The sequence below is a fragment of the Cohnella sp. WQ 127256 genome, assembly GCF_024519285.1.
Lineage (GTDB): Bacteria > Bacillota > Bacilli > Paenibacillales > Paenibacillaceae > Cohnella.
Genome location: NZ_JAMZCY010000001.1, coordinates 375,969 through 398,160 on the forward strand (window position 1 = coordinate 375,969; position 22,192 = coordinate 398,160).

Sequence of the window (22,192 nt, forward strand, 5' to 3'; positions counted from 1 at the left end):
TCTGACCTCAAGAAAGGACTGAACCGGATGAATGCAATTAAGATGACATGGGAAGACAAATCTGTTAATTTCGTTGCTGTTCTTCTGGCAAGCCTCTTGCTTATTGTAGCTGCTTATCCGCTCTATTATGTTCTTATAAATTCACTCAATGATGGAGCGGATGCTGCCCGAGGGCAGATCTACCTATACCCAAGGAAGTTCTCCTTAGAAAACTATCGTATGGTATTCAAACAGAACTACCTTCTTACGGGACTGGGTATGTCTGTACTAAGAACCGTGGCAGGTACAATTACAGCGGTGCTGGTTACTGGAATGGCTGCATACGCGTTGACGAAGGAAAAGCTGAGATTCAGGAAGCTGTATTTGATGCTAGCTATCGTTACGATGTATTTTTCCGGCGGACTCATTCCTTTGTATTTTGTATTGAATGAACTTCATTTGCTAGATAACTTTCTCGTCTATATTTTGCCTTCCTTATTCACCTTTTTTCACTGCTTACTGTTTATGGCTTTTTTCAGAGAGCTGCCTAAGGAGCTATTCGAATCGGCTTATATGGACGGGGCGAATGAACTGTTCATCTTTTTCAAAATCGTCATTCCACTCTCGATGCCTGTTGTGGCCACTATCGCTTTATTCGTAGGGGTTCATCATTGGAATGATTATTTTATTCCTTCCTTCTTCATCTCTCAGGAGCATTTGCAGACATTGCCTGTCATCCTTATTCGGTTGCTATCGCTCAATGAGGCGCAGCAGCAAATTCAGCAGTATTTGGGCACTCATCAGTCGAAGGTGACGATGGAATCCCTTCGATATGCTACTCTATTTGTTTCAATCTTACCGATAACGCTACTCTATCCATTTGTTCAGAGATTTTTCGTAAAAGGGATGCTCGTAGGCTCGATCAAAGCGTAGCATAAAGCTGCTTTTGACTTGTAGCTGGCTTGCTCAGCGGCTATCAAGTTAAAATATAAAAAAAAAGTACAGGAGGTCATACCTGCATGAAGAAGATGAAAAGTAATCTTGCAATGGTTATGTGTGTGCTCATGGTGATTGGTTTGTTGGCAGCCTGTTCGTCGAAAAATAACAATGAAGCAGCAACGTCATCATCGCCATCAGCGCAGCCCAGCAGTACGGAAACGGCTAGTGCTAGCTCGGAACCAAGCAATGAAGCACGATCGACGGATCCGATTACATTTGATATGTTTGTTAACTTTTCTTGGTATGGAAATGAGTGGAATGATCCAGTTGCGAAGAATCTTACGGCCGCAACTGGCGTCACATTGAATATTACGAAGCCTGTATCGGATGACAATCAGAAGCTTAACATTATGCTATCTAACAAACAGCTTCCGGATCTAGTTCTTTTAGATAAGACGGATCCAGCTCTTCAACGTATGATTGAAGGTGGGTTGCTGTACTCCATTGATGAATTAATCGATCAATATACGCCAGAGATCAAAGAGGTACTACCTAAAGAGGCATTGACTAACTATAAATCCAGCGATGGCAAAACCTATGCGCTTGTAAGCTTTATCGAAGGTGAACAGTATGTTGAAGCGGCTAAAAAATATAATTCACTCGTGGGTTCAAATCAACCGACTTGGTCGATTCGTCAGGATTATTGGGATGAGATCGGTAAGCCAGATGTATCGAATCCAGATGCGTTCATCGCTGCTCTTGAGCAAATTCAAGCTAAGCATAAGGACAAAATCGGCTTCTATACGAATGCTGTCGGTGTGTCGACGGTTAAATATCTGAACACCTCGTCAGTCGTAACCCTCGGTACTGGAAACTTCTTTGGTGCACAAGCTTTAACTAAAGACGGAGACACGATTAAGTCAGGTCTTAGAAGCCCAGCTTACCAAGAAGTCATTAAATTCTTGAACAAGCTAGCGACCAAAGGTCTTCTCACTAAAGATTCCTATATCGATACGAAGGATATTTTTAGCCAAAAGATTAACAATGGTGATCCAGTTTCTTACACATGGACGATCGCTGATGGTACGAAGGTTCCTGCAGATAATGCGAATACCTCTTATACTGTTTTAACTCCTTTCAGCACTTATAAGCAGGTTCGAGATGGTAGCGGCTGGACAGCGATTGCGATTCCGAAGACAAACAAGGATCCTAAGAGAGCGATTGAGTTCCTTGCGTTCCTCTCCTCTGAAGAAGGGCATAAGTTGACCAAATGGGGAGTGGAGGGCGAGACGTACACGGATCCTCTTAAAGGTGCTCATTACCATATGGTAGATGGTAAAGCGACTTACTTGCCAGAATACTGGGCTGCACTGCAGAAGGATTGGGATGGCGTATCTAAACAGAACAAATTGTCAGAATACTGGTTATCCGCGAACTCTGTTTGGTGGAACGGACCGGAATGGGATGCGAATGATAAGGAGTTCATCGAGTACAACAAGATGTTCGGTCAATATGTCGAATACGATCCAACATTATCTAATATGAACCTTGATTCTACAAGTGCTATCGGGATTACAGAGAAGAAAATCATTGATCTGTACACGGGTTATTTCTCTAAGTTTATTTTCGCTAAAGATGAGGCAACAGCACTTTCACTCTATGCTGAATTTATGGAAAAGGCTGATAAATTAGGGCTTGCAGAAGTAGAGAAAGCATGGACAGAAAGATACCAAGCTAATAATGCCAATCGTTAAGCTAGCATGAAATTCGGAGGAAAAGTCATGACACAAGCTTTTGAACATGAGTATACGATTGCTGGGGCACCAAGCGGTTCACAGGTTGCTCTCACGAGGCAGTCCATTGTGGACGGTCTTGAGCGAATAACGATTGAACTGCAGTTCCCCGCAGCCATCGTTCCTCCTCCGATCAAGCTCAACTGGACGCATCCGATTTGCGATATTCATCATCTGTGGCATCCTGGCGCAGGCAGGAACAGGGTATTGTCTGCCGACTGGGCGACAGGCTTCCGGACGAGGGCGACTTACAATGCCCCCGTTGGCTGCTTATTTAACAATAGAGGTCGCAATCGGATGACGTTCGCTTTCTCGGACGCACTTCACCCGCTTATTCTAAAGGCGGGTGTGAACGAAGAGACGGCTGTATTTAAGTGTGAGGTTGAGCTATTCGGAGAACAAGCAGTGCCATTACTGGAATATCAAGCTGAATTGTGGGTAGATACCCGCAACATTCCCTATTATGAATCGTTGCTACAGGTTGAGCAGTGGTGGAGCTCGATGCCGGGTTACGAACCGGCAGAAGTGCCTCAATCTGCGCTTGTTCCGATGTACTCCACTTGGTATAGCTTCCATCAGAAGTTAACGCCACATGAGGTGGAAGAGCAATGCAGACTAGCACAACAGCTTGGGTGCGGTGCGGTTATCGTTGATGATGGCTGGCAAACCTCAGATAATAATCGCGGTTACGCGTATTGTGGGGATTGGCTGGTTAGTCCGGATAAAATTCCGAGCCTAAAGGCGCATGTTGCTGGCATCCATGAGCTAGGTATGGATTATCTACTGTGGTATTCCGTTCCGTTCGTTGGTAAGGAAAGCAAAGCATGGCACGCTTTAAAGGATAAAATGCTCTATGTAAATGAAGAGCTGGCTGCCGGAATCGTCGATCCTAGATATCCGAATGTGAGAGAGTATTTGATCCGCATTTACGAGAAAGCGGTATCGGAATGGGACGTAGATGGATTAAAGCTCGATTTCGTTGATACGTTTCGGTTACCGGAAAAGGTAGAGAAGGCAGAACTTCCATTTCATCCGAATATGGATTATGTATCGGTACCTGAAGCCGTTGACCGATTGTTGAGCGACATTATGACTAGGCTTAAAGGACTTAAACCTAGCATTCTTATTGAGTTTAGACAGAGTTACACGGGGCCAATGATGCGGAAGTACGGCAATATCTTCCGCGCGCTGGACTGCCCAAGCGATTCGTTGTCCAATCGTGTTCGCACGTTGGATCTTCGGCTTCTCTCGGGGAATACCGCTGTACACTCGGACATGATTATGTGGCATCCATCGGAGCCGACAGCATCAGCAGCTTTGCAAATCATTAATGTGCTGTTCTCCGTGCCGCAGATTTCTGTTCTGATCGATCGGCTGCCTGAGGACCACCGTAGGATGCTTGGATTCTGGCTTAAGCTCTGGCAGGAGCATCGCCATGTGCTGCTCGGCGGAAAGCTGGAGCCGGAGCATCCAGAGCTGCTATTCCCGCTTGTGAAAGCAACTGCAAATAATGAGATCTGCTACGTGTCCTATGGCCAAAATGTGATCAGGTTGGATCGTTCGGATGCTTCTTATCTTCTCGTGAATGGAACTTTATCAGACAGCATGGTTGTACGAGTGCAAGAGGATATGAGTAAGCGCATCATGCGTATTCAGGATTGCCAAGGCGTAATCGTTTCGGAGGCTAATATTGAACTGAGGGCAGGACTTCATGAGGTTGGAGTACCGCCTGCAGGAGTAATCACGATCTTGTAAACGTTTAAAGAACCGATTGCCTCTCGCAGTGGATGAACAACGCGAGAGGCAATTGATGTATATAAGGATGGTTTCGGAGGAGGACGATGAGAATGCACGGAGTGTGGGAAGCCGCTTCTTTTGGAATTGAACCTAATACAGGTGTGGATATGACAGGTGCAATCAGGTCGTTTGTTCAGGAAGGCTTGGCTAAGGGGATACACACGTTCCAATTTAAGAAGGGGATATATGAGATCGCAGACGTGAATGCGATTCGAGACTTTGACTCTTATATGGGCGGAGTAGGTTCATGGGACTTGGGCGAGAACACGGATTTAAAGCATATTTTCATCCAGGTAGAGGGCTTGGAATGTATTACGTTAGACTTTCAGGGGGCGCTGCTGCGTTTCCATGGCTTGATTCAACCGTTCTCATTCATTGGCTGTAAGGAAGTTAATATTCGGAACGCACAACTAGATTGGGCTAGACCGTTGTTCTCACAAGCCGAGGTTACTGCAGTAGATGAGGATGGCTTCGAGCTATTGTTTGATGATAGCTATCCCATTCGCTCAGGTGTACCTCTGGCTGCGATGATCGATTACGTGCCGGGGAGTGCACATCCGCTTCGCGGGACGATCGATTGGTTTCATTTTGCAGAAAGCTCTGAGCTGGTTGGACCTCAACGACTACGCGTAAAGCTGAAGGACCGCGTTCTCGCACGTAAGCAAAGCGGATTGGCTGCCGTACCTTTACCGGGGATGCATGTTGTCGTTCGGCACATTATGAATTATAAAGCCGCATTCCTATTCTATGAGTGTGATCGCGTCGTTCTTGATCGGGTTACGATTTATACAACACCAGGTATGGGGGTCGTCGGGCATCGCTGTGGCGATGTGTTTATGCACAGTTTGCGAGTCATGAGACGACCTGGAAGTGAGCATATTCTGAGCACAAATACAGATGCGACACACTTCATTGGCTGTACAGGCCATATTGATTTTGAGGATTGCTTATTCGAGGGGATGGGCGATGATGCGACGAATGTTCATGGCTTTTACTTGAGCGTGAGGGACATTCGGGAGAATGGTACACTTCTGTGTGGCGTTGATGTAGATACTCAGTCAGAGTTTCCAGAACATCCAGTCGTGGGAGATGTGCTAGAATTCACTCGTCGTAGCACGTTAAAGCCTTATGCAACGTTGACCGTTCAGAAGGCAGTGGTGCTAATTTCTGGCGAGGTGGAGCTTGAATTTCAGGAGAAGCTGCCTCCGGATTTCTCTAGGGAAGATTTGTTAGCGAATGCATCACGAATTGCTACATTGCGGTTCTGTAACAGCATCGTGCGCAACAATCGAGCCCGCGCCATCCTCGTGCAAACTCGTGGCGTAGAAATCACCGGCAACACTTTCGACCATTGTACAGGAACAGCTATTCATGTCAATTGTGCGGATGGCTGGAAGGAATCCATCGCTACAGCTGATGTAACGATAAGCGACAATCTCTTCCTTTCTTGCGGAATGGCAGCTGCGACGATGAGGCAAGCATCGGCGTTGGCGTTAATGACGGAGAGCGCTGGAGCGGAAAAGGGTGTTCATCGACGGTTCACCTTTACGAATAATGTCGTATACGGGAACGGCCATAGAGGAATTACTGTGGATTCGTTATCTGGAGGACTAATCCGCGGTAATCGTTATTATCATGTTGCGGAAGAAGTACACATCGTCGCGGACAATTGCGAAGAGCTTATTGTGGAGTAAAGCATATTGTAGAGTAGAGCTTATTGCAGAATCGTGAGTAAGACCGGCTAGGTTGAATGACGTGAGGAGGATAATCATGTCAAGCTTAGTATTGGAGCATTTCTTAACTGAGAATTTAGAGGATCTTAACAATAATGGTTTGTACAATGTGATCGACCCCTTACAGGGAGCTAACGATTTCATGATTACCATTGCAGGGAAACAATTGATAAATCTATCCTCGAATAATTATCTTGGATTGGCTACGGATCCACGGTTGATTCAATCCGCGGTCGAAGCAGCCAGAATCTATGGCGTAGGTGCCGGGGCTGTTAGAACGATCAATGGTACGTTAGATTTACATGTGCAATTAGAAGAAAAGCTGATCGCATTTAAGAAGACGGAGGCGGTTATCACTTACCCATCTGGTTTTATATGTAATATTGCGGCAATATCTGCAGTAATGGATAAGGATGATGCGATACTATCCGATGAATTAAATCATGCATCTATTATTGAAGGCTGTAGACTTTCAAGGGCTGCAATCATACGGTATAACCATTCGGATATGACTGATCTTAGAAGTAAGGCGATAGCAGCCAAACAATCCGGATTATTTAAGAAAATTATGGTCATCACAGATGGAGTATTTTCGATGGACGGGGACATTGCAAAGCTTCCGGAAATCGTTCACATAGCTGAAGAACTCGATTTGATTACTTATGTGGACGATGCTCATGGCTCGGGTGTACTGGGTAAGGGAGCGGGCACTGTTCAGCATTTCGGGTTATCCGATCGAATTGATATGCAAATCGGTACGCTCTCCAAAGCCATCGGAGTCGTAGGGGGTTATGTAGCTGGCAAAAGAAATCTGATCGATTGGCTTAAGGCGAGAAGCAAGCCATTCCTATTCTCCACAGCGCTGCCCCCTGCATCTGTAGCTCCATGTATTACGGCTATCGATATCATTAAGAATACTCCTGAATTAATAGATCGTTTATGGGAAAATAGTCGTTATTTGAGAAAGGGACTTCAGGAATTAGGCTTTAACACGGGGAATAGTGAAACGCCGATTACACCCTGCATCATTGGAGACGAGAAGCTGTCGCAGTTGTTCAGTAGAAGGCTATATGAAGAAGGGGTGTACGCGAAAGCGGTTGTATTTCCAACAGTGCCGAGAGGTACGGGGAGAATCAGGAACATGCCGACTGCGGGACACTCCGAAGCTTTGTTGGGGCAGGTTTTGGATGTCTATGCCAAGGTTGGGCAAGAGTTGAATTTGATATAGGGAGACGAGGAGAGCGCATGCGATGAAAAAAATACTTGTAACGGGTGCCCTAGGTCAAATTGGCTCGGAGCTTGTGGGGAAGCTGCGTAATCTGTATGGTACGGAAGGGGTTATCGCAACAGATATCCTAAAAAGGACGAGTTCAGAAGTAGCGTCGGGCCCATATGAAGCACTGGACGTTACGAACGGGCTCGCTATGTTTGATATCGCGAACAAATACGGTGTGGATACGATCATTCATTTAGCCGCCTTATTGTCGGCTACCTCTGAGGAAAAACCTGTGCAGGCATGGCAATTGAATATCGGCGGATTGATGAATGCATTGGAGGTGTCTAGATCACTTGGCTGTCAGTTGTTCACACCTAGCTCGATTGCCGCATTCGGACCAACAACAACGAAGGATCATACGCCTCAGGAAACGATTCAACGGCCGAACTCTATGTATGGTGTAAGTAAGGTTGCGGGGGAATTATTGTGTGACTATTATTATCATAAATTTGGCTTGGACACCCGTGGTCTCCGGTTTCCTGGGCTTATTTCTTATGTAACTCTCCCAGGTGGAGGGACTACTGATTATGTCGTAGAAATGTATATCCAGGCTGTTGCTAGAGGCAAATATACAAGTTATCTTTCGCCAGGTACGTTTCTGGATATGATGTACATGCCGGATGCACTGGATGCGATTATTTCTATAATGGAAGCAGACGGTTCGAAGCTCAAGCATCGCAACGCGTTTAATGTCTCGGCCATGAGTATTGATCCGGAGATGCTCGCTGAAGCGATAAGAAAGCATATCCCCGCTTTCAAAGTAGATTATAAGCCGGACCCGCTGAGGCAAGCGATTGCGGATAGCTGGCCCAATGCCATCGATAGCAGTGCCTCGATAGAACAGTGGGGATTTCAGGTGAACTATGATTTGGATCAAATGACTGTAGAGATGCTTTCACATTTAGCGGTTAAGGGGAATTGATATACAATATAGAAGTCTTGTCCTCTTCCTCATCCCCCCATCCTCGCTTTAACCGAACGAGCATATTCAGACGGACTCATGCCGGTCTCTTTCTTGAATACTTTGGAGAAGTAATGAATGCTGGAAAATCCAAGTTCTTCGGCAATTCCGGTAAGGTTATATGTTTCTTCTCGGATTAAGCTTTTGGCTTGGCGAATTCTAAGGTGGATAATATATTCCATGAACGTGTTACCAGCATACTTCTGGAATAAATTCTGAAGTCGGGTGCGGCTAATATAAAATTGATTACAGATCAGCTTTACACTTAGCTCTTCGGCGAGATGCTCCACGAGGTAACGGACGATGCTCTTAAAGAGATCCTCCTCGAAGTTCTCACGGGTGGCTGGGGTGAGGGTAGGAACACGGGTGCTCTTACTGTCATTTCGATCGAAACCATCAACTAAGTGGTCTAATCTGCGGAAAAGCACAATCAGAAACATTTCCAAATAACATTTCAGTAGCTGCTCGCTCCCAGGAACGGGGCTGTCCAAGCGCTTCAAGGGGAAATCAAAAGGGAACACGAAGGCATTCTGCCCTTCGTTCATTATCTGTACAAGCAGCTTGCGATCTTCTTCGCCAAGCTTAAGCACCTTGTTATTGAACTTCCGCATAGCGGGAGAATGACAATCGAAGGTGATAACAATAACATTAGGAGCAATTCCTTCAACGGCATGAAAACGATGAAATTCGTTCGGTTTATGGAAAATAATCGAGCCCTGCTTCAATAAATGTTGTCCCTCGTCTGTGCTTACTTCAACCTCACCGCGATCAACATAAAGAAACTCCCAGAAATTATGTTTTTCCCCCGGGAACTTATAGTTTTTTCCAAACTCAAAATAGTAGAGAGTAATAAGCTTTTGTACGACGATGACCGGTTTAAGCCGCGTTCGTTGCAAATTGTCTAGGATGGATTGATTGTTTGGCATGTTCGCTAGAATCCTCCATTACATGAGCATCGATAGGACAAATTACATTGCTTATTTTACAAATCTATTATGCTCAAAACTTCCTATACTACAAATATTCTACTACATATCGAAGCTTAAATGGGAGGATCATTTGATGAGGATCGGAGTTATTGGTCTTGGAATGAGAGCAAGTCATGTGATGAAAGAAATACAAAACGTAGATCCGTCCTGCAAGATCGCCGCGCTGGTTGATCCCAAACATCAGCAAGCCAGTGGTATAGATTCTCCAGCAGCCTACCCCTTGTACAATACGCCAGAAGAAATGCTTCAACAGGAGCATTTAGATGGTATTCTGATTGGGACTCGGTGCTCTCTGCATACAGAGATGGCATTGAAGGTGCTACCAAGTGGTATTCCATTGTATATGGAGAAGCCTGTTTCTACGAACATGGAGGATCTCGTACGCTTGAAGGCAGGGTATGAAGCCTTTGGATCCAATGTAGTTGTTTCTTTTCCGTTGCGTCTTACGAGTATCGTCCAGATGGCTAAGGAAATCATCGATTCAGGAAAGATTGGGACTGTAGAGCATGTTCAGGCTGTTAACAACGTTCCCTATGGCGGCGTATATTATCATTCTTGGTATCGAGATGAGCAGATTACCGGGGGAATGTTCTTGCAGAAAGCGACGCATGATTTCGATTATGTGCACTCCCTATTGGGGACGAAGCCAACTGAAATTTGCGCGATGACGTCTAAACAGGTATTCAAGGGCACGAAGCCAGCAGGATTGAAGTGCAAGGATTGCGAGGACAATCGGACCTGTGAGGAAAGCACGGCTTATCGCTCTGATGTAGCTGACGATTGGGAGTACTGCGTCTTCGCAGAGGATACCGGCAATGAGGATTCAGGAAGTGCGTTGATCCGCTATGAATCGGGTATGCATGTCTCTTACTCTCAGAATTTCTTCGCTCGAAGAGGTGCTGGACGCCGAGGAGCACGGTTCTTGGGATACAAGGGAACATTGGAATTTGATTTTATTACGGGGCAGCTCAAGGTGTTCATGCATCATACACCGAGGGTAGAAACATACGATCTCGGAGCGGGTGATGGACATTTTGGTGGGGATACTGCGCTTGCCGCTAATTTTATAGATTTAATGCGTAATAGAGCTGGGTCACGCTCGCTTTCGACACTTGAGGACGGGATGCTGAGCGCGCTCATGTGCTTAAAGGCCAAAGAATCGGCAGAAACAGGGCAATTCAAGCGGATTGATTGGTGTTGTAGTTGACGGTGTAAAGTCGAGGCTTTTATAATTGACTTATGCCTATTCCAATTTTATCCACCAAGCTATATGTCCCTCCATCTCGGACTAATGTCGTCCTTCGCCCTCGTCTCAATGCTTGTTTGAACGAAGGGCTGCACCGTAAATTAACGCTCATCTCTGCCTCTGCTGGTTTTGGTAAAACCACGTTGGTTAGCGAATGGGTGGCCGGTTGTGAACGTCCAGTCACTTGGCTATCGTTGGACGAAGGGGATAACGATGCTACACGCTTTCTGACTTATCTCATCGCGGCTCTGCAAACGATTGAGGTGAACATTGGAGAGGGTGTGTTTGCCATGCTCCACTCCCCACAGTCACCCCCAACCGAAGTGATTTTGACAGCTCTAATCAATGAAATTACGAGCCTACCCTACCCTTTCGTCCTTGTTCTTGACGACTATCATATGATTGATGCTAAGCCAGTGGAGAACGCCGTCCTCTTCCTGCTCGAGCACCTGCCACCACAGATGAATCTGGTCATCACTACCCGTGAGGATCCTCGTCTACCCTTGGCCCGGTTACGTGTCCGGGATCAACTCATCGAATTACGCGTCGCAGACTTGCGGTTTACCCCTTCCGAAGCCGCTGGATTTCTCAACGAGGTGATGGGCTTAAGCCTTTCGTCACAAGACATCACGCTTCTCGAAACCCGCACGGAAGGCTGGATTGCTGGTTTGCAGTTAGCTGCAATATCCATGCAGGGACTTAAAGATTCCTCCAACTTTATTCAAACCTTCACCGGAAGTCACCATTTTGTGCTGGACTATTTGGTTGAAGAAGTATTGTTACGTCAGCCTGAGCGTATTCAGAACTTCTTGTTACAGACTTCTATCCTGGACCGCCTATGCGGTCCTCTTTGTGATGCTATTCTTCCCCGGGAAGTTGGGGAGGAGAGGAGTACAGGGCAAGAAACATTGGAATATCTCGAACATGTCAATCTGTTTATTGTTCCCTTAGATAACGAGCGGCGCTGGTATCGCTATCACCATCTCTTTGCGGATTTGCTACGGAAGCGAATGCACCAGAGCCAGAGCACTGCTTCGTCAACAAGGTATGAGGGAAGGGATAGGGTAGAATTACATCTTCGTGCCAGCGAATGGTATGAAGAAAATGGCTTGGAAATTGAAGCCTTTCACCATGCAACTGCAGCCAATGATGTCGAACGCGTCGTGCGACTTTTGGAAGGTGAGGGGATGCCTCTATACTTTCGTGGAGCGGCTGCCCCTGTAATGAAGTGGCTGGAGTCGCAGCCAACGACTGTTTTGAACGCAAGGCCAATGTTATGGGTCACATATGCCTCGGTGTTATTATTTAACAGCCAATTGACCGGAGTCGAACAGAAATTACAAGCTGCTGAAGCCGCCTTGCAAGGCATAGAGCCAGATGACAAGATCAATGATGTTGTCGGGCATATTGCCTCCGTGCGTGCTACTGTGGCAGTAAGTCAGCACGATGTTGATAACATCCTTGTCCAGTCGCGCCGCGCCTTGGCGCATTTGCATCCAGACAATCTCCCCGTTCGGACGGCCACGACATGGACACTGGGGTATGCCTATTATCTCTTGGGAGATCGTGCTGCAGCGAGTCAAGCCTATGCCGAAGCCTTATCGTTTAGTCAATCAATCGGTCATTTCGTGATCATCATAATGGCTACGATGGGCTTAGGTAACGTACAGGAAGTAGAAAATCAGCTTGAAGTGGCAGTTCAAACCTACCAGAGCGTGCTGAAATTCGTAGGGGATTCACCGTTGCCAGTCGTCTGCGAAGCACATCTTGGTCTAGCACGTATTTTCTACGAATGGAACGACTTGGATATGGCTGGGTACCACGAGCAACAGAGCCTGCAACTGGCGCGTCAATTTGAGAACACGGACAGAGTCGTGGCCAGTGAGGTGTTTCACGCCCGCCTGGAACTTGCCAAAGGTAATGCGGTTGGGGCTGCTGCTATTTTAGCAATGGCTAGTCAGCTCGTACGTCAGCATAACTTCGTCTATGTGATGCCTGAGGTTGCTGCGGCACAAGTGCTTACATTTCTTCACCAGGGAAATCTGGAGGAAGCCGCTCGTCTGGCTCACTCGCACGAGCTCCCCCTTAGCCAGGCTCGGGTATATTTGGCACAGGGAGACACAACGACATCACTGGCTGTTCTTCAGCTGTTGCGCCAGCAGATGGAGGCAAAAGGTTGGGAGGATGAACGGCTCAAGGTTATGGTTCTAGAGGCGGTCGTTCTACAGGCACATGGCGAGATGAAGAGTGCCACTCAGCTTCTAGGGGATGCGCTAGCTCTGGCTGAACCGAACGGCTTCATTCGTATTTTTGTCGACGAAGGAGCTCCAATGGCCCAACTATTGTCCGTAACAGCTGCTCGTGAAAGTACGTCTAAATATAGGGATAAGTTACTGGCAGGTTTTGAAGTGGAGAAGCAGAAGAGCGTAGACAAAACGGCTCTGCATGAGGCATCCACTGTTCAATTCCTAATTGACCCATTAAGCGAGCGCGAGTTAGAGGTGTTACAATTGATTGCCCAAGGACTCTCGAATCGTGAGATTAGCGAGCGGCTTTTCCTCGCTTTGAGTACGGTTAAAGGACACAATCAGATTATTTTTGGTAAGCTACATGTCCAAAGAAGAACCGAAGCTGTAGCGCGTGCCCGCGAGCTAGGCTTGTTGTAGCAAGGTATTTCCCCCGTTTCATTCCCCCACTACAATTTCTTTAGAAAACCTTGAACCCTACTTTAGTAGCTATTCATTAATACCAGAGGGTAGATATACTACCTTTACATGGATCAAGTGATGAATAAGTTCAATCTTAGGGGTGACTCATGAAAGCTATTGTATGTACAAAATACGGTTCATCGGATGTTCTTCAGTTTAAAGAGGTAGAAAAACCTACTCCCTTGGATAATGAAGTGCGGATCAGAATATATGCAGCAGTCGTTACACCATCGGATTGTGCCTTCCGTAAAGCTGACCCCTTTATCGTGAGATTTATTTATGGTTTCTTAAGACCCAAATATAGTGTGCCAGGGGTTGAGTTAGCTGGAGAAATTGATGCAGTGGGCAAAGATGTGACGTTATTTCATATAGGGGATCAAGTTATTGGGTTGAGTCCAAATCGACTGGGTGCTCATGCTGAGTACTTGTGTTTGCCCGAAAATAAAGCGGTCGTTATCAAACCGGCTAACGCGTCCTATGAAGAAGCAGTTGGCATCTGTGATGGGGCAACAACCGCATTGACGTTCCTTAGAGATACGGCGAAGGTTCAGCCCGGACAAAAAGTGCTTATTAATGGCGCTTCTGGTGCGGTAGGCGCTTATGCGGTACAGCTTGCCAAGTACTATGGGGCAGAAGTTACTGGAGTGTGCAGTACAACGAATGTCGAACGGGTGAAATCTCTAGGAGCCGACAAGGTCATCGATTATACCCGTGAGGATTTTACTCAAAGCGGTCAAACCTATGACGTTATTTTCGATGCGATAGGTAAGAGTTCGTTTGCACGCTGTAAAAGCTTACTAAAGCAAAAAGGGGTCTATCTCTTAACTGTTCCTACGATGAGAATTATGCTTCAAATGTTATGGACGTCTAAGCTCAGTAGCAAAAAAGCTATGTTTACGGCTACGGGATTAAAGCAAACTAAAGAAAACCTAGCTTTTCTCCAGACCCTTTTCGAAGCCGAGAAAATCAAAGCGGTCATAGATAGAAGTTATCCGTTAGAACAGGTTGCCGAAGCTCATAGGTATGTTGAAACAGGGCGCAAAAGAGGAAATGTGGTCATCACTGTGAAGCACCCTAATCAAGGAGGGAAATGATGAAAGCTATCGTATGCACGAAGTTCGGGCCACCAGATGTGCTTCAACTGAAAGAGGTAGAAAAGCCGTCTCCTAAGGAAAATGAAGTACTCATCCAAATCATCGCGACAACCGTGTCCGCAGGGGATACAAGAGTTCGAAAGGGAACCAGAAAGTCTTTGCCGTTCTGGCCTCTCTCCAAAATAGCAATTGGTCTCAGAAAACCAAAAAATCCGATACTAGGAATTGAGCTAGCCGGGGTAATTGAAGCAGTAGGCAACAGTGTAAAACGATTTAAGAAGGGTGACGAGGTATTTGCATTGAGTGGTTTTGGTTTTGGTGGTTATGCGGAGTACATTTGTCTTCCTGAAAATGGGGCAGTGGCAATAAAACCTATCAATATGACCTATGAGGAAGCCGCTGCTGTTCCTGTTGGAGCATCAACTGCGTTGAGTTTTCTTAGGAAGGGCAATATTCAGAGCGGGCAAAAGGTTCTCATCTATGGCGCATCTGGAAGTGTAGGTACTTATGCGGTACAGATTGCTAAATATTTTGGTGCAGAAGTGACAGGGGTATGCAGTACTGCGAATTTAGAATGGGTGAGATCTCTAGGCGCCGATCATGTCATCGACTATACGAAAGATGATTTTACCCGAAGCGGTCAAACCTATGACATTATTTTAGAAACGGTTGGAAAATCATCGTTTTCCCAGTGTAAACACGCGCTAACTCCGAAAGGGCTTTATCTTTTTATTGTTATGGATTTTCCTCAGATTGTTCCCATACTATGGACTTCTATGATTGGCAGGAGGAAAGCGCGATCGGGTATCGCAAGCGAAAAAAAGGAAGATTTAATATTTCTCAAGGAGCTAATTGAAGCGGGGAAAATCAAATCCGTTATTGATAGACGTTATCCATTAGAACAGGTTGCCGAGGCCCATCGCTATGTTGACGAAGGGCACAAGAAGGGAAATGTTGTTATAACATTGGAGCATAGTACAGAAGCGGTGTGAGGGGTAAAGGAATACATTCGAGAAGCCTTGGATAGCCAGGCTTTTTTTTGTTGCTTGCTTCAATTGTTGTGCTGTATTTCAAACATTAATGCAGGATTGTTGCGTTGTTGTCAAAATGTAAACGCTTTATAATGTGGAAGAATTCAAAAAAGGGGAGGACATTAACTATGAAAAAGAAATATGCATATCTACTTGTTTTGCTTCTTGTCAGCAGTATTGTAGTAGCAGGATGTGGCTCCAATAAAAAAGACGGGGACAAAAAGTCGAATTCCTTGACCCTCTATTATTCCCATGCAGCAGACTGGTCTGATCCAATTGTGAAAGAGTTCCAAGAGAAAACGGGAATTACCGTTAACTTAGTGGGTGCAGGTACGGGGGAGCTAATCGCAAGAATCCGTGCGGAGAAAGATAATCCGCTTGGTGATGTTCTGTGGGGGGGATTTGTTGATGGTTATGCGGTCATTGATGATCTGCTCGAATCTTACAAAAGTACAGAAATTGATTCTCTAATTCCGGAAGCCAAGAGCGCTAACAACACTTGGTATGGCTTTAATCTTGAGCCTATGGTTATCATCTATAATCCGAAACTAGTCAAGGACGAAGAGGCGCCTAAGAGCTGGGAGGATCTGACCAATCCGAAATGGAAAGGTAAAATTGCCCATGCCGATCCTATTAAATCCGGATCTTCTTTCACCGCTGTAGTCAATATGATTCTTTCTAAGCTTAATCGCGATGAGGGAATGGATTTGATTAAGCGCTTCGTTGATAATCTGGATGGCAAATTGATTAGTAGCTCGTCAGGTACATTCAAAGGTGTATCCGATGGAGAGTACAGCGTAGGTGTTACTTATGAGCAAGGCGCACTGAAATATATGGAATCCGGTGCAGATCTGAATATCGTCTATCCGAGCGATGGCAATACGTTACTCACTTCTGGAATAGGCATTGTTAAAGGCGCTAAAAACATGGAGAACGCTCAGAAGTTCGTTGACTTCCTGTTAAGTAAAGACGTGCAAACGAATATCGGAGATATTTTCCGTCGTACGGTTAGAACGGATTTAAGTGAACCTGCAGGGATGGTGCCTTTGAAATCTCTCGTTCCGATTGAATACGACATGGAATGGGCTATTGCGAACAAAGAAATGATTACGAAGAAATGGAAAGAGTTCATCGTTGGTCAATAAAAAAGCACATCAATGAAAGTGTCCTGTCTTGTCGAACTTGACGATTATGACGAGTCGTTAACCAGACAAGTCAGGACTCTTTCCAATCAGACTAGGAGTGATCTTATGAGTCATAGTGTCACTTTTCGAAACTTGACCAAGAAATACGGAGAGAACACAGCGGTTAACGGAATTGATTTTTCGATTAAAGAAGGTGAGTTTTTTACAATATTAGGTCCGTCGGGTTGCGGAAAAACGACATTATTGCGGATGATAGCAGGCTTTAACTCTATCGAAAACGGAGAAATTTGTTTCGACGACCGGGTCATTAACGATATCCCGGCTTACAAGCGAAATATCGGGATGGTATTTCAGAATTATGCCATCTTTCCTCATATGACGATTCAGAAAAATGTGGCATACGGTTTGAAAGCTCGCAGATTATCCAAGCAGATCATCGCGGAGAGAGTAGACGAAATTTTGCAAATGATGCACATCAAACAATACAAGGATCGTGACCCTTCCCAGCTTAGTGGAGGACAACAGCAACGTGTTGCATTAGCTAGAGCACTTGTTATTCATCCTACCATTCTCTTAATGGATGAGCCATTGAGTAATCTGGATGCGAAGTTAAGAATCGAAATGCGGATCGCCATTATGAAAATCCAGAAGGAAATGAACATCACGACGATCTATGTTACTCATGATCAGGAAGAAGCATTATCGATGTCTGATCGGATAGCGGTTATGAACTCGGGTGTAATTGAGCAGATCGGAACACCTAAGGAAATCTATTCAAAACCAGCGACTGCGTTCGTAGCTGGGTTTATCGGAACATCTAACTTTCTAGAGGGTGAGATTTCTGAGGGGGCGATGAACGGATGTACAATATCGATTGAAGGCACATTGAAGCTGGAACTAGCTTTGAACAAACCAGTTATCGGTAAAGTGGACATTGCGATCAGACCTGAAGATATCTACATCGAGCAGCCGCAGGAAAGGGGAATGAATGGAACGATATCACTCGTTACCTTCTTAGGCGATTATATTAGCTATGAAGTTCAACTAGATAATGGGAAGCTACTCGAAGTCAATGAATATTCCAAGGACACGGATCAATTAAGAACTATAGGAGATAGGATTGGCCTTCGACTTTCTGCGGATAAGATCAATGTGTATGACCAGGAGACGAAGGAGGCGATCAGATGAGTCAACCCGTGCTTCCTAACGTAGGAAAGGAGTCACCTCGCGCCAAAATTCGCTGGAAAATGCCTTCCTTCTGGACTCTGGTCATTATCGGATTTCTGGTTTTGATGGTCGTATTTCTCGTCTATCCGTTCGGCTCCTTATTTCTGAAGAGCTTCTTTCATCCAGAAACAGAAAAGTTATCCTTTGTAAACTTTATGGATTTCTTCACGACACCTTATTATTTCAATACGTTAAAGCATAGTCTTGCGGTATCAGGGACAACTACTGTTCTGGCTACTTTGATTGGAGTACCGTTAGCTTATATCATGACTAGATTTAATGTTTGGGGTAAATCGGTTATTAATATTATGATCATTTTATCCTTGCTCTCGCCTCCTTTTATCGGCGCTTATTCATGGATATTACTATTAGGTCGCAATGGCTTCATAACAAATTTATTTGAGAAAATTGGTATTATTTTACCAACTATATACGGGTTTCAAGGGATGATCCTTGTCTTCACGCTTAAGCTGTTCCCATTTGTGTATATGTACGTTTCTGGTGCTCTGAGTACGATGGACAGTTCCTTGGAGGAAGCGGCGGAGAACCTGGGAATGTCCCGAATCCGTAAGCTGCTTACGGTTACCTTTCCCGTTATTGTCCCAACCATTACCGCAGGAGCGTTGGTCGTATTCATGACCTCTCTCGCTGATTTCGGAACACCACTTCTGATTGCAGAGGGCTATAAAGTATTGCCAGTTATTGTGTATGAGGAATACATGAGCGATATTGGCGGTAACGTGTATTTAGCTAGCACATTAAGCACCGTAATTGTGTTGTGCGCATTACTGGTGATGTTCGTTCAGAAATTTATCGTTTCAAGGAAAAATTACCGCATGAGCGGGCTTCGTCCTCCAGTCGTTCAGAAGCTAAAGCTTGGTAATCGATTGTTGTTGACGGCGATTGCTTTTTTCATCTCTTTATTTGCTGTGACCCCTCAGATCGTTGTATTCATTACATCATTCATCAAGACAAGGGGACCCTTATTCGTTAGTGGCTTTAGCCTAGAAAGCTATCGTACAATTGGATTCAAGCTTTCCAAGAACATTACGAATACCTTTTATTTCGCAGGTATCGCCATTGTTATCATGGTTATTCTTGGCTTACTACTCTCTTATGTTGTGGTGCGTAGGAAATCCTTTATCACTTCATTGCTAGATTCCTTAGCGATGTTCCCTTATGTGATCCCTGGCTCTGTGCTAGGTATCGGGTTAATTATGGCCTTTAACAAGGGACCTCTGCTGTTGACAGGAACGGTTACCATTATCGTAGTATCCTATGTTATTCGTAAGCTGCCATTCATTCTGCGGTCAAGTTCAGCGATCTTATACCAGATTGATCCAAGTATTGAAGAAGCGTCGATCAGCTTAGGCGTACCTCCGATGAGAACGTTCTTCAAGACGACATCGGTGCTCATGTTACCTGGTTTGTTTGCTGGGGCGATACTAAGCTGGGTTCAAACCATTAATGAGCTCAGCTCGACGCTGATCCTTTTCTCTGGAAAAACTGGTACGATATCGGTTGCTATTTTCACAGAAATCTTTAAGGATAGCTATGGGACGGCTGCTGCACTTGCATCTATTTTATCTGTAGCAACCGTTATTTCACTTCTTATCTTTAATAAATTCTCAGGCGGTAGAAGCGTCATGATGTAACGTTGTAACTATAACTTTATGCGTAAGGGGAATAAGAATGAATGCAATGATGGAGCAAGCGATTCAACATGTGAAAGATGCCGGGGAACTCGTCAGAAATAAATACAAGGAGCTTCAAGTTGAAGAAAAAGGCTTTGCGAACTACGTAACAAATATTGATATGGCTGTGCAACAGCAATTGCATGAGGTGTTGTCCGCACTTTCACCTAACAGCGTATTTATTTCAGAAGAGAATGAAACAAATGATTATGCAACGAAGAAATCAAGATGGATTGTCGATCCTATCGATGGAACAACGAATCTTATTCACGGCTATCCACATGTCGCAATTTCAGTTGCTTATTATGATGAACACCAACGTTTTGGGATTATTTATAATCCGTTTAATGATGAGTTGTTTACTGCGTTGTCAGGCCAGGGGGCTTTTGTAAATGGTGAACGAATCCATGTATCCACTAATCAAAAATTAAGCGGCTCTATTATCGGCTTCGGACTTCCCTATGACAGGACAAAATCGGGTGCTACATTCCGGATGGTTGAGAAGGTTTATGAAACATGCCAGGATATGAAACGCAAAGGACCTGCTTCCTTAGACTTGGCTTATGTGGCTGCGGGGAGAATAGACGGTTACGTAGAGAAGGATTTGAAAATATGGGATATCGCCGCAGGGATAGTTGTATTGGAGGAAGCGGGGGGAAGGGTAAGCGATTGGATGGGAAGGGCATTGGAGGAAGGATTATATATAACGGATATCGTTTCTACCAATAGCCATATTCACGATGAGCTACTAGCCATTATCAGAACTAGCGAGAACGAATGATTTAAGCATTCTAGCGAGTAATTGATTGTTGTTATTCAAGTCCAAAGAGGGTATTGTCATTAATAAAGCGGACTGCATACATCAATGACATTACTTAAGGAGTCCTTCCGTATGCTTAAATCGATGAGCTTCTATTACAAATTGTTGATTCTCTTCATTATAGTAGGCGTAATCCCACTGATCATTATTGGGTCGATCACTTATGGGTTTTCCAAACGTTTTTTTCTAGAGCAATTCAAACAGCAGTCATATAACAAGCTGTCTGGTATATCGGAGAAGTTCGATCTTCTAGCAGAAGAATACGGTGGGATAATGAACACATTAAGTGATCTTCCCGAAGTGAGAAGAGCACTGCTTAATAAGGATACGAGCCAGAAGAAGGATATTGAGCAAAGAATTCATTTATTATTAGTAGGTAAGAAATATAAAGCTTCAATCTACTTGCTAAGCGCGGATGGAAGCGCTAACTTCGCAACGAGTGAGCTACCTTCGATTTATAATCCTGTGAAATATAGAGCTTGGGGAATATTCCGAACTGCTCATACGGTTGAGGATAAATTGCAAGTATACCCGCATACCTACGAGATGCCGGGTGGGGGTAAGGTCGTTCTTAGCATGATTCAAACGATTCATTCCTCCTCCGGTGATCTTCTTGGGTATGTCATCGTTGATTTTACTAAAAGCTTGATGATGGAGCTTGTAGGTGCAAATGATACTCCATTTACAATGGATTTTGTTGTTCTCGATCCAAATGCCTATACGGTACTCAATTCGAAGCATCCAGAGCTGGAAGGCACATTGGAGCGTAATCCTGATACCATTGGAGATGGACAACTCGTACAGTCCTCAACTTCAAATCGTATGAAGCTTGTATCGATAGGTTATTCTCCGGATACGATTATTAGGCAGAGTATGAGTTATCTTCAGGTGCTATTCGCAATTGCTGCGTTTATTAGCATTCTTATTTGCGTATGGTTTGCCTACATCCTCACCAAGAATGTATCGAAGCCGATTAACGAATTAGTGCAATCGATGAAAAGAATTGCGATGGGGGATTTGTCCGTCAGAATTGTATCGCAGCGAAACGATGAGTTTGGCATCGTAGGGAGAGGCTTTAACTCGATGGCCACACAAATCAAGGATTTAATATCGAGTGCTAAGGATGAGCAAAGAAGGCTACGTATAGCTGAGATTAAAGCTTTGCAAGCACAGCTTAATCCTCATTTTATTTATAACACGCTTGATTTAATTAAGTGGAATGCCAAGATGAACAATACGCAAGACATTAATCATATTGTTGTTCACTTAGCAAGGCTTCTAAGAGGGATGATTCATGTGGATGATGAGATTACGACGCTGAAAGGTGAAATGACCCTTATTGATCATTATCTATACATTCAACGCTACAGATTTATGGATCGATTGTTCGTGGATATTCAGATTGATTCTGAGATAATGGATGTTCCCATTCCCAGACTATTAATTCATCCGTTAGTTGAGAACGCTATCATCCATGGGTTTGAGAAAAAGGTAGGCAATGTTTATTTGAGTATCAGTGGTGTGCTTCACAAGGATGAAATTCATTTCGAGATTACGGACAATGGCATTGGAATGAAGCATGAAGTACTAGAGAGAATTAGGCAGGGCACGAATCAAGGTGGAATTGGAGTCAGCAATGTTCATAAGAGAATTCAACTCTATTATGGACATTCGTACGGTCTACAGATTTACAGCGAAGAGGATAAGGGGACTAGAATCGAATTCATATTGCCTTATCGGCGACCTGAGGAGTGACACGT

Annotated in this window: 16 protein-coding genes; 15 read left to right on the forward strand and 1 reads right to left on the reverse strand. The window is 44.7% G+C overall.

Annotated elements, in window-relative coordinates; genetic code table 11:
* The first annotated feature begins 27 nt into the window (after positions 1-27).
* The 6 genes from M1K58_RS01525 to M1K58_RS01550 all read left to right on the forward strand — a co-directional run bounded on the left by M1K58_RS01525 (position 28) and on the right by M1K58_RS01550 (position 8,439).
* The gene (locus M1K58_RS01525) at positions 28-912 is read left to right on the forward strand and encodes a carbohydrate ABC transporter permease (protein WP_256756903.1); all 885 of its coding nucleotides are present in this window, start codon (positions 28-30) and stop codon (positions 910-912) included.
* An 86-nt stretch (positions 913-998) separates the two neighbouring features.
* Complete coding sequence (locus M1K58_RS01530) at positions 999-2,672, forward strand: type 2 periplasmic-binding domain-containing protein (RefSeq protein ID WP_256756904.1); 1,674 nt, start codon at positions 999-1,001, stop codon at positions 2,670-2,672.
* 27 nt (positions 2,673-2,699) lie between these two features.
* Positions 2,700-4,466 carry a glycoside hydrolase family 36 protein gene (locus tag M1K58_RS01535; protein WP_256756905.1) on the forward strand — a complete coding sequence of 589 codons (1,767 nt, stop codon included), beginning with the start codon at positions 2,700-2,702 and terminating at the stop codon, positions 4,464-4,466.
* A gap of 92 nt (positions 4,467-4,558) precedes the next feature.
* Positions 4,559-6,202, forward strand: a complete 1,644-nt coding sequence (locus M1K58_RS01540; RefSeq protein WP_256756906.1) for a right-handed parallel beta-helix repeat-containing protein — start codon at positions 4,559-4,561, stop codon at positions 6,200-6,202.
* 76 nt (positions 6,203-6,278) lie between these two features.
* Positions 6,279-7,469, forward strand: coding sequence for a glycine C-acetyltransferase (locus M1K58_RS01545; protein WP_256756907.1), 1,191 nt, complete (start codon positions 6,279-6,281; stop codon positions 7,467-7,469).
* A 22-nt stretch (positions 7,470-7,491) separates the two neighbouring features.
* Complete coding sequence (locus tag M1K58_RS01550) at positions 7,492-8,439, forward strand: NAD-dependent epimerase/dehydratase family protein (protein ID WP_256756908.1); 948 nt, start codon at positions 7,492-7,494, stop codon at positions 8,437-8,439.
* Between the two features lie 29 nt (positions 8,440-8,468).
* Here the strand turns inward: M1K58_RS01550 and M1K58_RS01555 are convergent, their stop codons facing one another.
* Positions 8,469-9,404 (reverse strand): AraC family transcriptional regulator, encoded by a 936-nt coding sequence (locus tag M1K58_RS01555; protein ID WP_256756909.1) that lies wholly within the window; start codon positions 9,402-9,404, stop codon positions 8,469-8,471.
* Positions 9,405-9,540: 136 nt separating this feature from the next.
* Between M1K58_RS01555 and M1K58_RS01560 the strand changes: the two genes are divergently transcribed.
* The 9 genes from M1K58_RS01560 (at position 9,541) to M1K58_RS01600 (ending at position 22,187) form a co-directional block, all read left to right on the forward strand.
* Complete coding sequence (locus M1K58_RS01560; RefSeq protein ID WP_256756910.1) at positions 9,541-10,674, forward strand: Gfo/Idh/MocA family protein; 1,134 nt, start codon at positions 9,541-9,543, stop codon at positions 10,672-10,674.
* A gap of 32 nt (positions 10,675-10,706) precedes the next feature.
* Positions 10,707-13,379, forward strand: a complete 2,673-nt coding sequence (locus tag M1K58_RS01565; protein ID WP_256756911.1) for a winged helix-turn-helix domain-containing protein — start codon at positions 10,707-10,709, stop codon at positions 13,377-13,379.
* Between the two features lie 149 nt (positions 13,380-13,528).
* Positions 13,529-14,515 carry an NAD(P)-dependent alcohol dehydrogenase gene (locus tag M1K58_RS01570; RefSeq protein ID WP_256756912.1) on the forward strand — a complete coding sequence of 329 codons (987 nt, stop codon included), beginning with the start codon at positions 13,529-13,531 and terminating at the stop codon, positions 14,513-14,515.
* On the forward strand, positions 14,515-15,507 hold the full coding sequence (locus M1K58_RS01575; RefSeq protein ID WP_256758195.1) for an NAD(P)-dependent alcohol dehydrogenase: 993 nt from the start codon (positions 14,515-14,517) through the stop codon (positions 15,505-15,507). Before M1K58_RS01570 ends, M1K58_RS01575 begins: the two co-directional genes overlap by 1 nt.
* A gap of 167 nt (positions 15,508-15,674) precedes the next feature.
* Positions 15,675-16,691 carry an ABC transporter substrate-binding protein gene (locus M1K58_RS01580; protein WP_256756913.1) on the forward strand — a complete coding sequence of 339 codons (1,017 nt, stop codon included), beginning with the start codon at positions 15,675-15,677 and terminating at the stop codon, positions 16,689-16,691.
* Between the two features lie 105 nt (positions 16,692-16,796).
* Positions 16,797-17,879, forward strand: coding sequence for an ABC transporter ATP-binding protein (locus M1K58_RS01585; RefSeq protein ID WP_256756914.1), 1,083 nt, complete (start codon positions 16,797-16,799; stop codon positions 17,877-17,879).
* Positions 17,876-19,573 (forward strand): ABC transporter permease, encoded by a 1,698-nt coding sequence (locus M1K58_RS01590; RefSeq protein ID WP_256756915.1) that lies wholly within the window; start codon positions 17,876-17,878, stop codon positions 19,571-19,573. Before M1K58_RS01585 ends, M1K58_RS01590 begins: the two co-directional genes overlap by 4 nt.
* 37 nt (positions 19,574-19,610) lie before the next feature.
* A complete protein-coding gene (locus M1K58_RS01595) occupies positions 19,611-20,393 on the forward strand; it encodes an inositol monophosphatase family protein (RefSeq protein ID WP_256756916.1) in 783 nt (260 codons plus the stop codon).
* 111 nt (positions 20,394-20,504) lie between these two features.
* Entirely contained in the window at positions 20,505-22,187 is a 1,683-nt protein-coding gene (locus M1K58_RS01600) for a cache domain-containing sensor histidine kinase (protein ID WP_256756917.1), read from the forward strand.
* The last annotated feature ends 5 nt before the right edge of the window (positions 22,188-22,192 follow it).

Coding starts and splice junctions, on each gene's coding strand:
- M1K58_RS01525 (WP_256756903.1), top strand. CDS start 28: ATGAATGCAATTAAGATGACATGGGAAGACAAATCTGTTAATTTCGTT.
- M1K58_RS01530 (WP_256756904.1), top strand. CDS start 999: ATGAAGAAGATGAAAAGTAATCTTGCAATGGTTATGTGTGTGCTCATG.
- M1K58_RS01535 (WP_256756905.1), top strand. CDS start 2,700: ATGACACAAGCTTTTGAACATGAGTATACGATTGCTGGGGCACCAAGC.
- M1K58_RS01540 (WP_256756906.1), top strand. CDS start 4,559: ATGCACGGAGTGTGGGAAGCCGCTTCTTTTGGAATTGAACCTAATACA.
- M1K58_RS01545 (WP_256756907.1), top strand. CDS start 6,279: ATGTCAAGCTTAGTATTGGAGCATTTCTTAACTGAGAATTTAGAGGAT.
- M1K58_RS01550 (WP_256756908.1), top strand. CDS start 7,492: ATGAAAAAAATACTTGTAACGGGTGCCCTAGGTCAAATTGGCTCGGAG.
- M1K58_RS01555 (WP_256756909.1), bottom strand. CDS start 9,404: ATGCCAAACAATCAATCCATCCTAGACAATTTGCAACGAACGCGGCTT.
- M1K58_RS01560 (WP_256756910.1), top strand. CDS start 9,541: ATGAGGATCGGAGTTATTGGTCTTGGAATGAGAGCAAGTCATGTGATG.
- M1K58_RS01565 (WP_256756911.1), top strand. CDS start 10,707: ATGCCTATTCCAATTTTATCCACCAAGCTATATGTCCCTCCATCTCGG.
- M1K58_RS01570 (WP_256756912.1), top strand. CDS start 13,529: ATGAAAGCTATTGTATGTACAAAATACGGTTCATCGGATGTTCTTCAG.
- M1K58_RS01575 (WP_256758195.1), top strand. CDS start 14,515: ATGAAAGCTATCGTATGCACGAAGTTCGGGCCACCAGATGTGCTTCAA.
- M1K58_RS01580 (WP_256756913.1), top strand. CDS start 15,675: ATGAAAAAGAAATATGCATATCTACTTGTTTTGCTTCTTGTCAGCAGT.
- M1K58_RS01585 (WP_256756914.1), top strand. CDS start 16,797: ATGAGTCATAGTGTCACTTTTCGAAACTTGACCAAGAAATACGGAGAG.
- M1K58_RS01590 (WP_256756915.1), top strand. CDS start 17,876: ATGAGTCAACCCGTGCTTCCTAACGTAGGAAAGGAGTCACCTCGCGCC.
- M1K58_RS01595 (WP_256756916.1), top strand. CDS start 19,611: ATGAATGCAATGATGGAGCAAGCGATTCAACATGTGAAAGATGCCGGG.
- M1K58_RS01600 (WP_256756917.1), top strand. CDS start 20,505: ATGCTTAAATCGATGAGCTTCTATTACAAATTGTTGATTCTCTTCATT.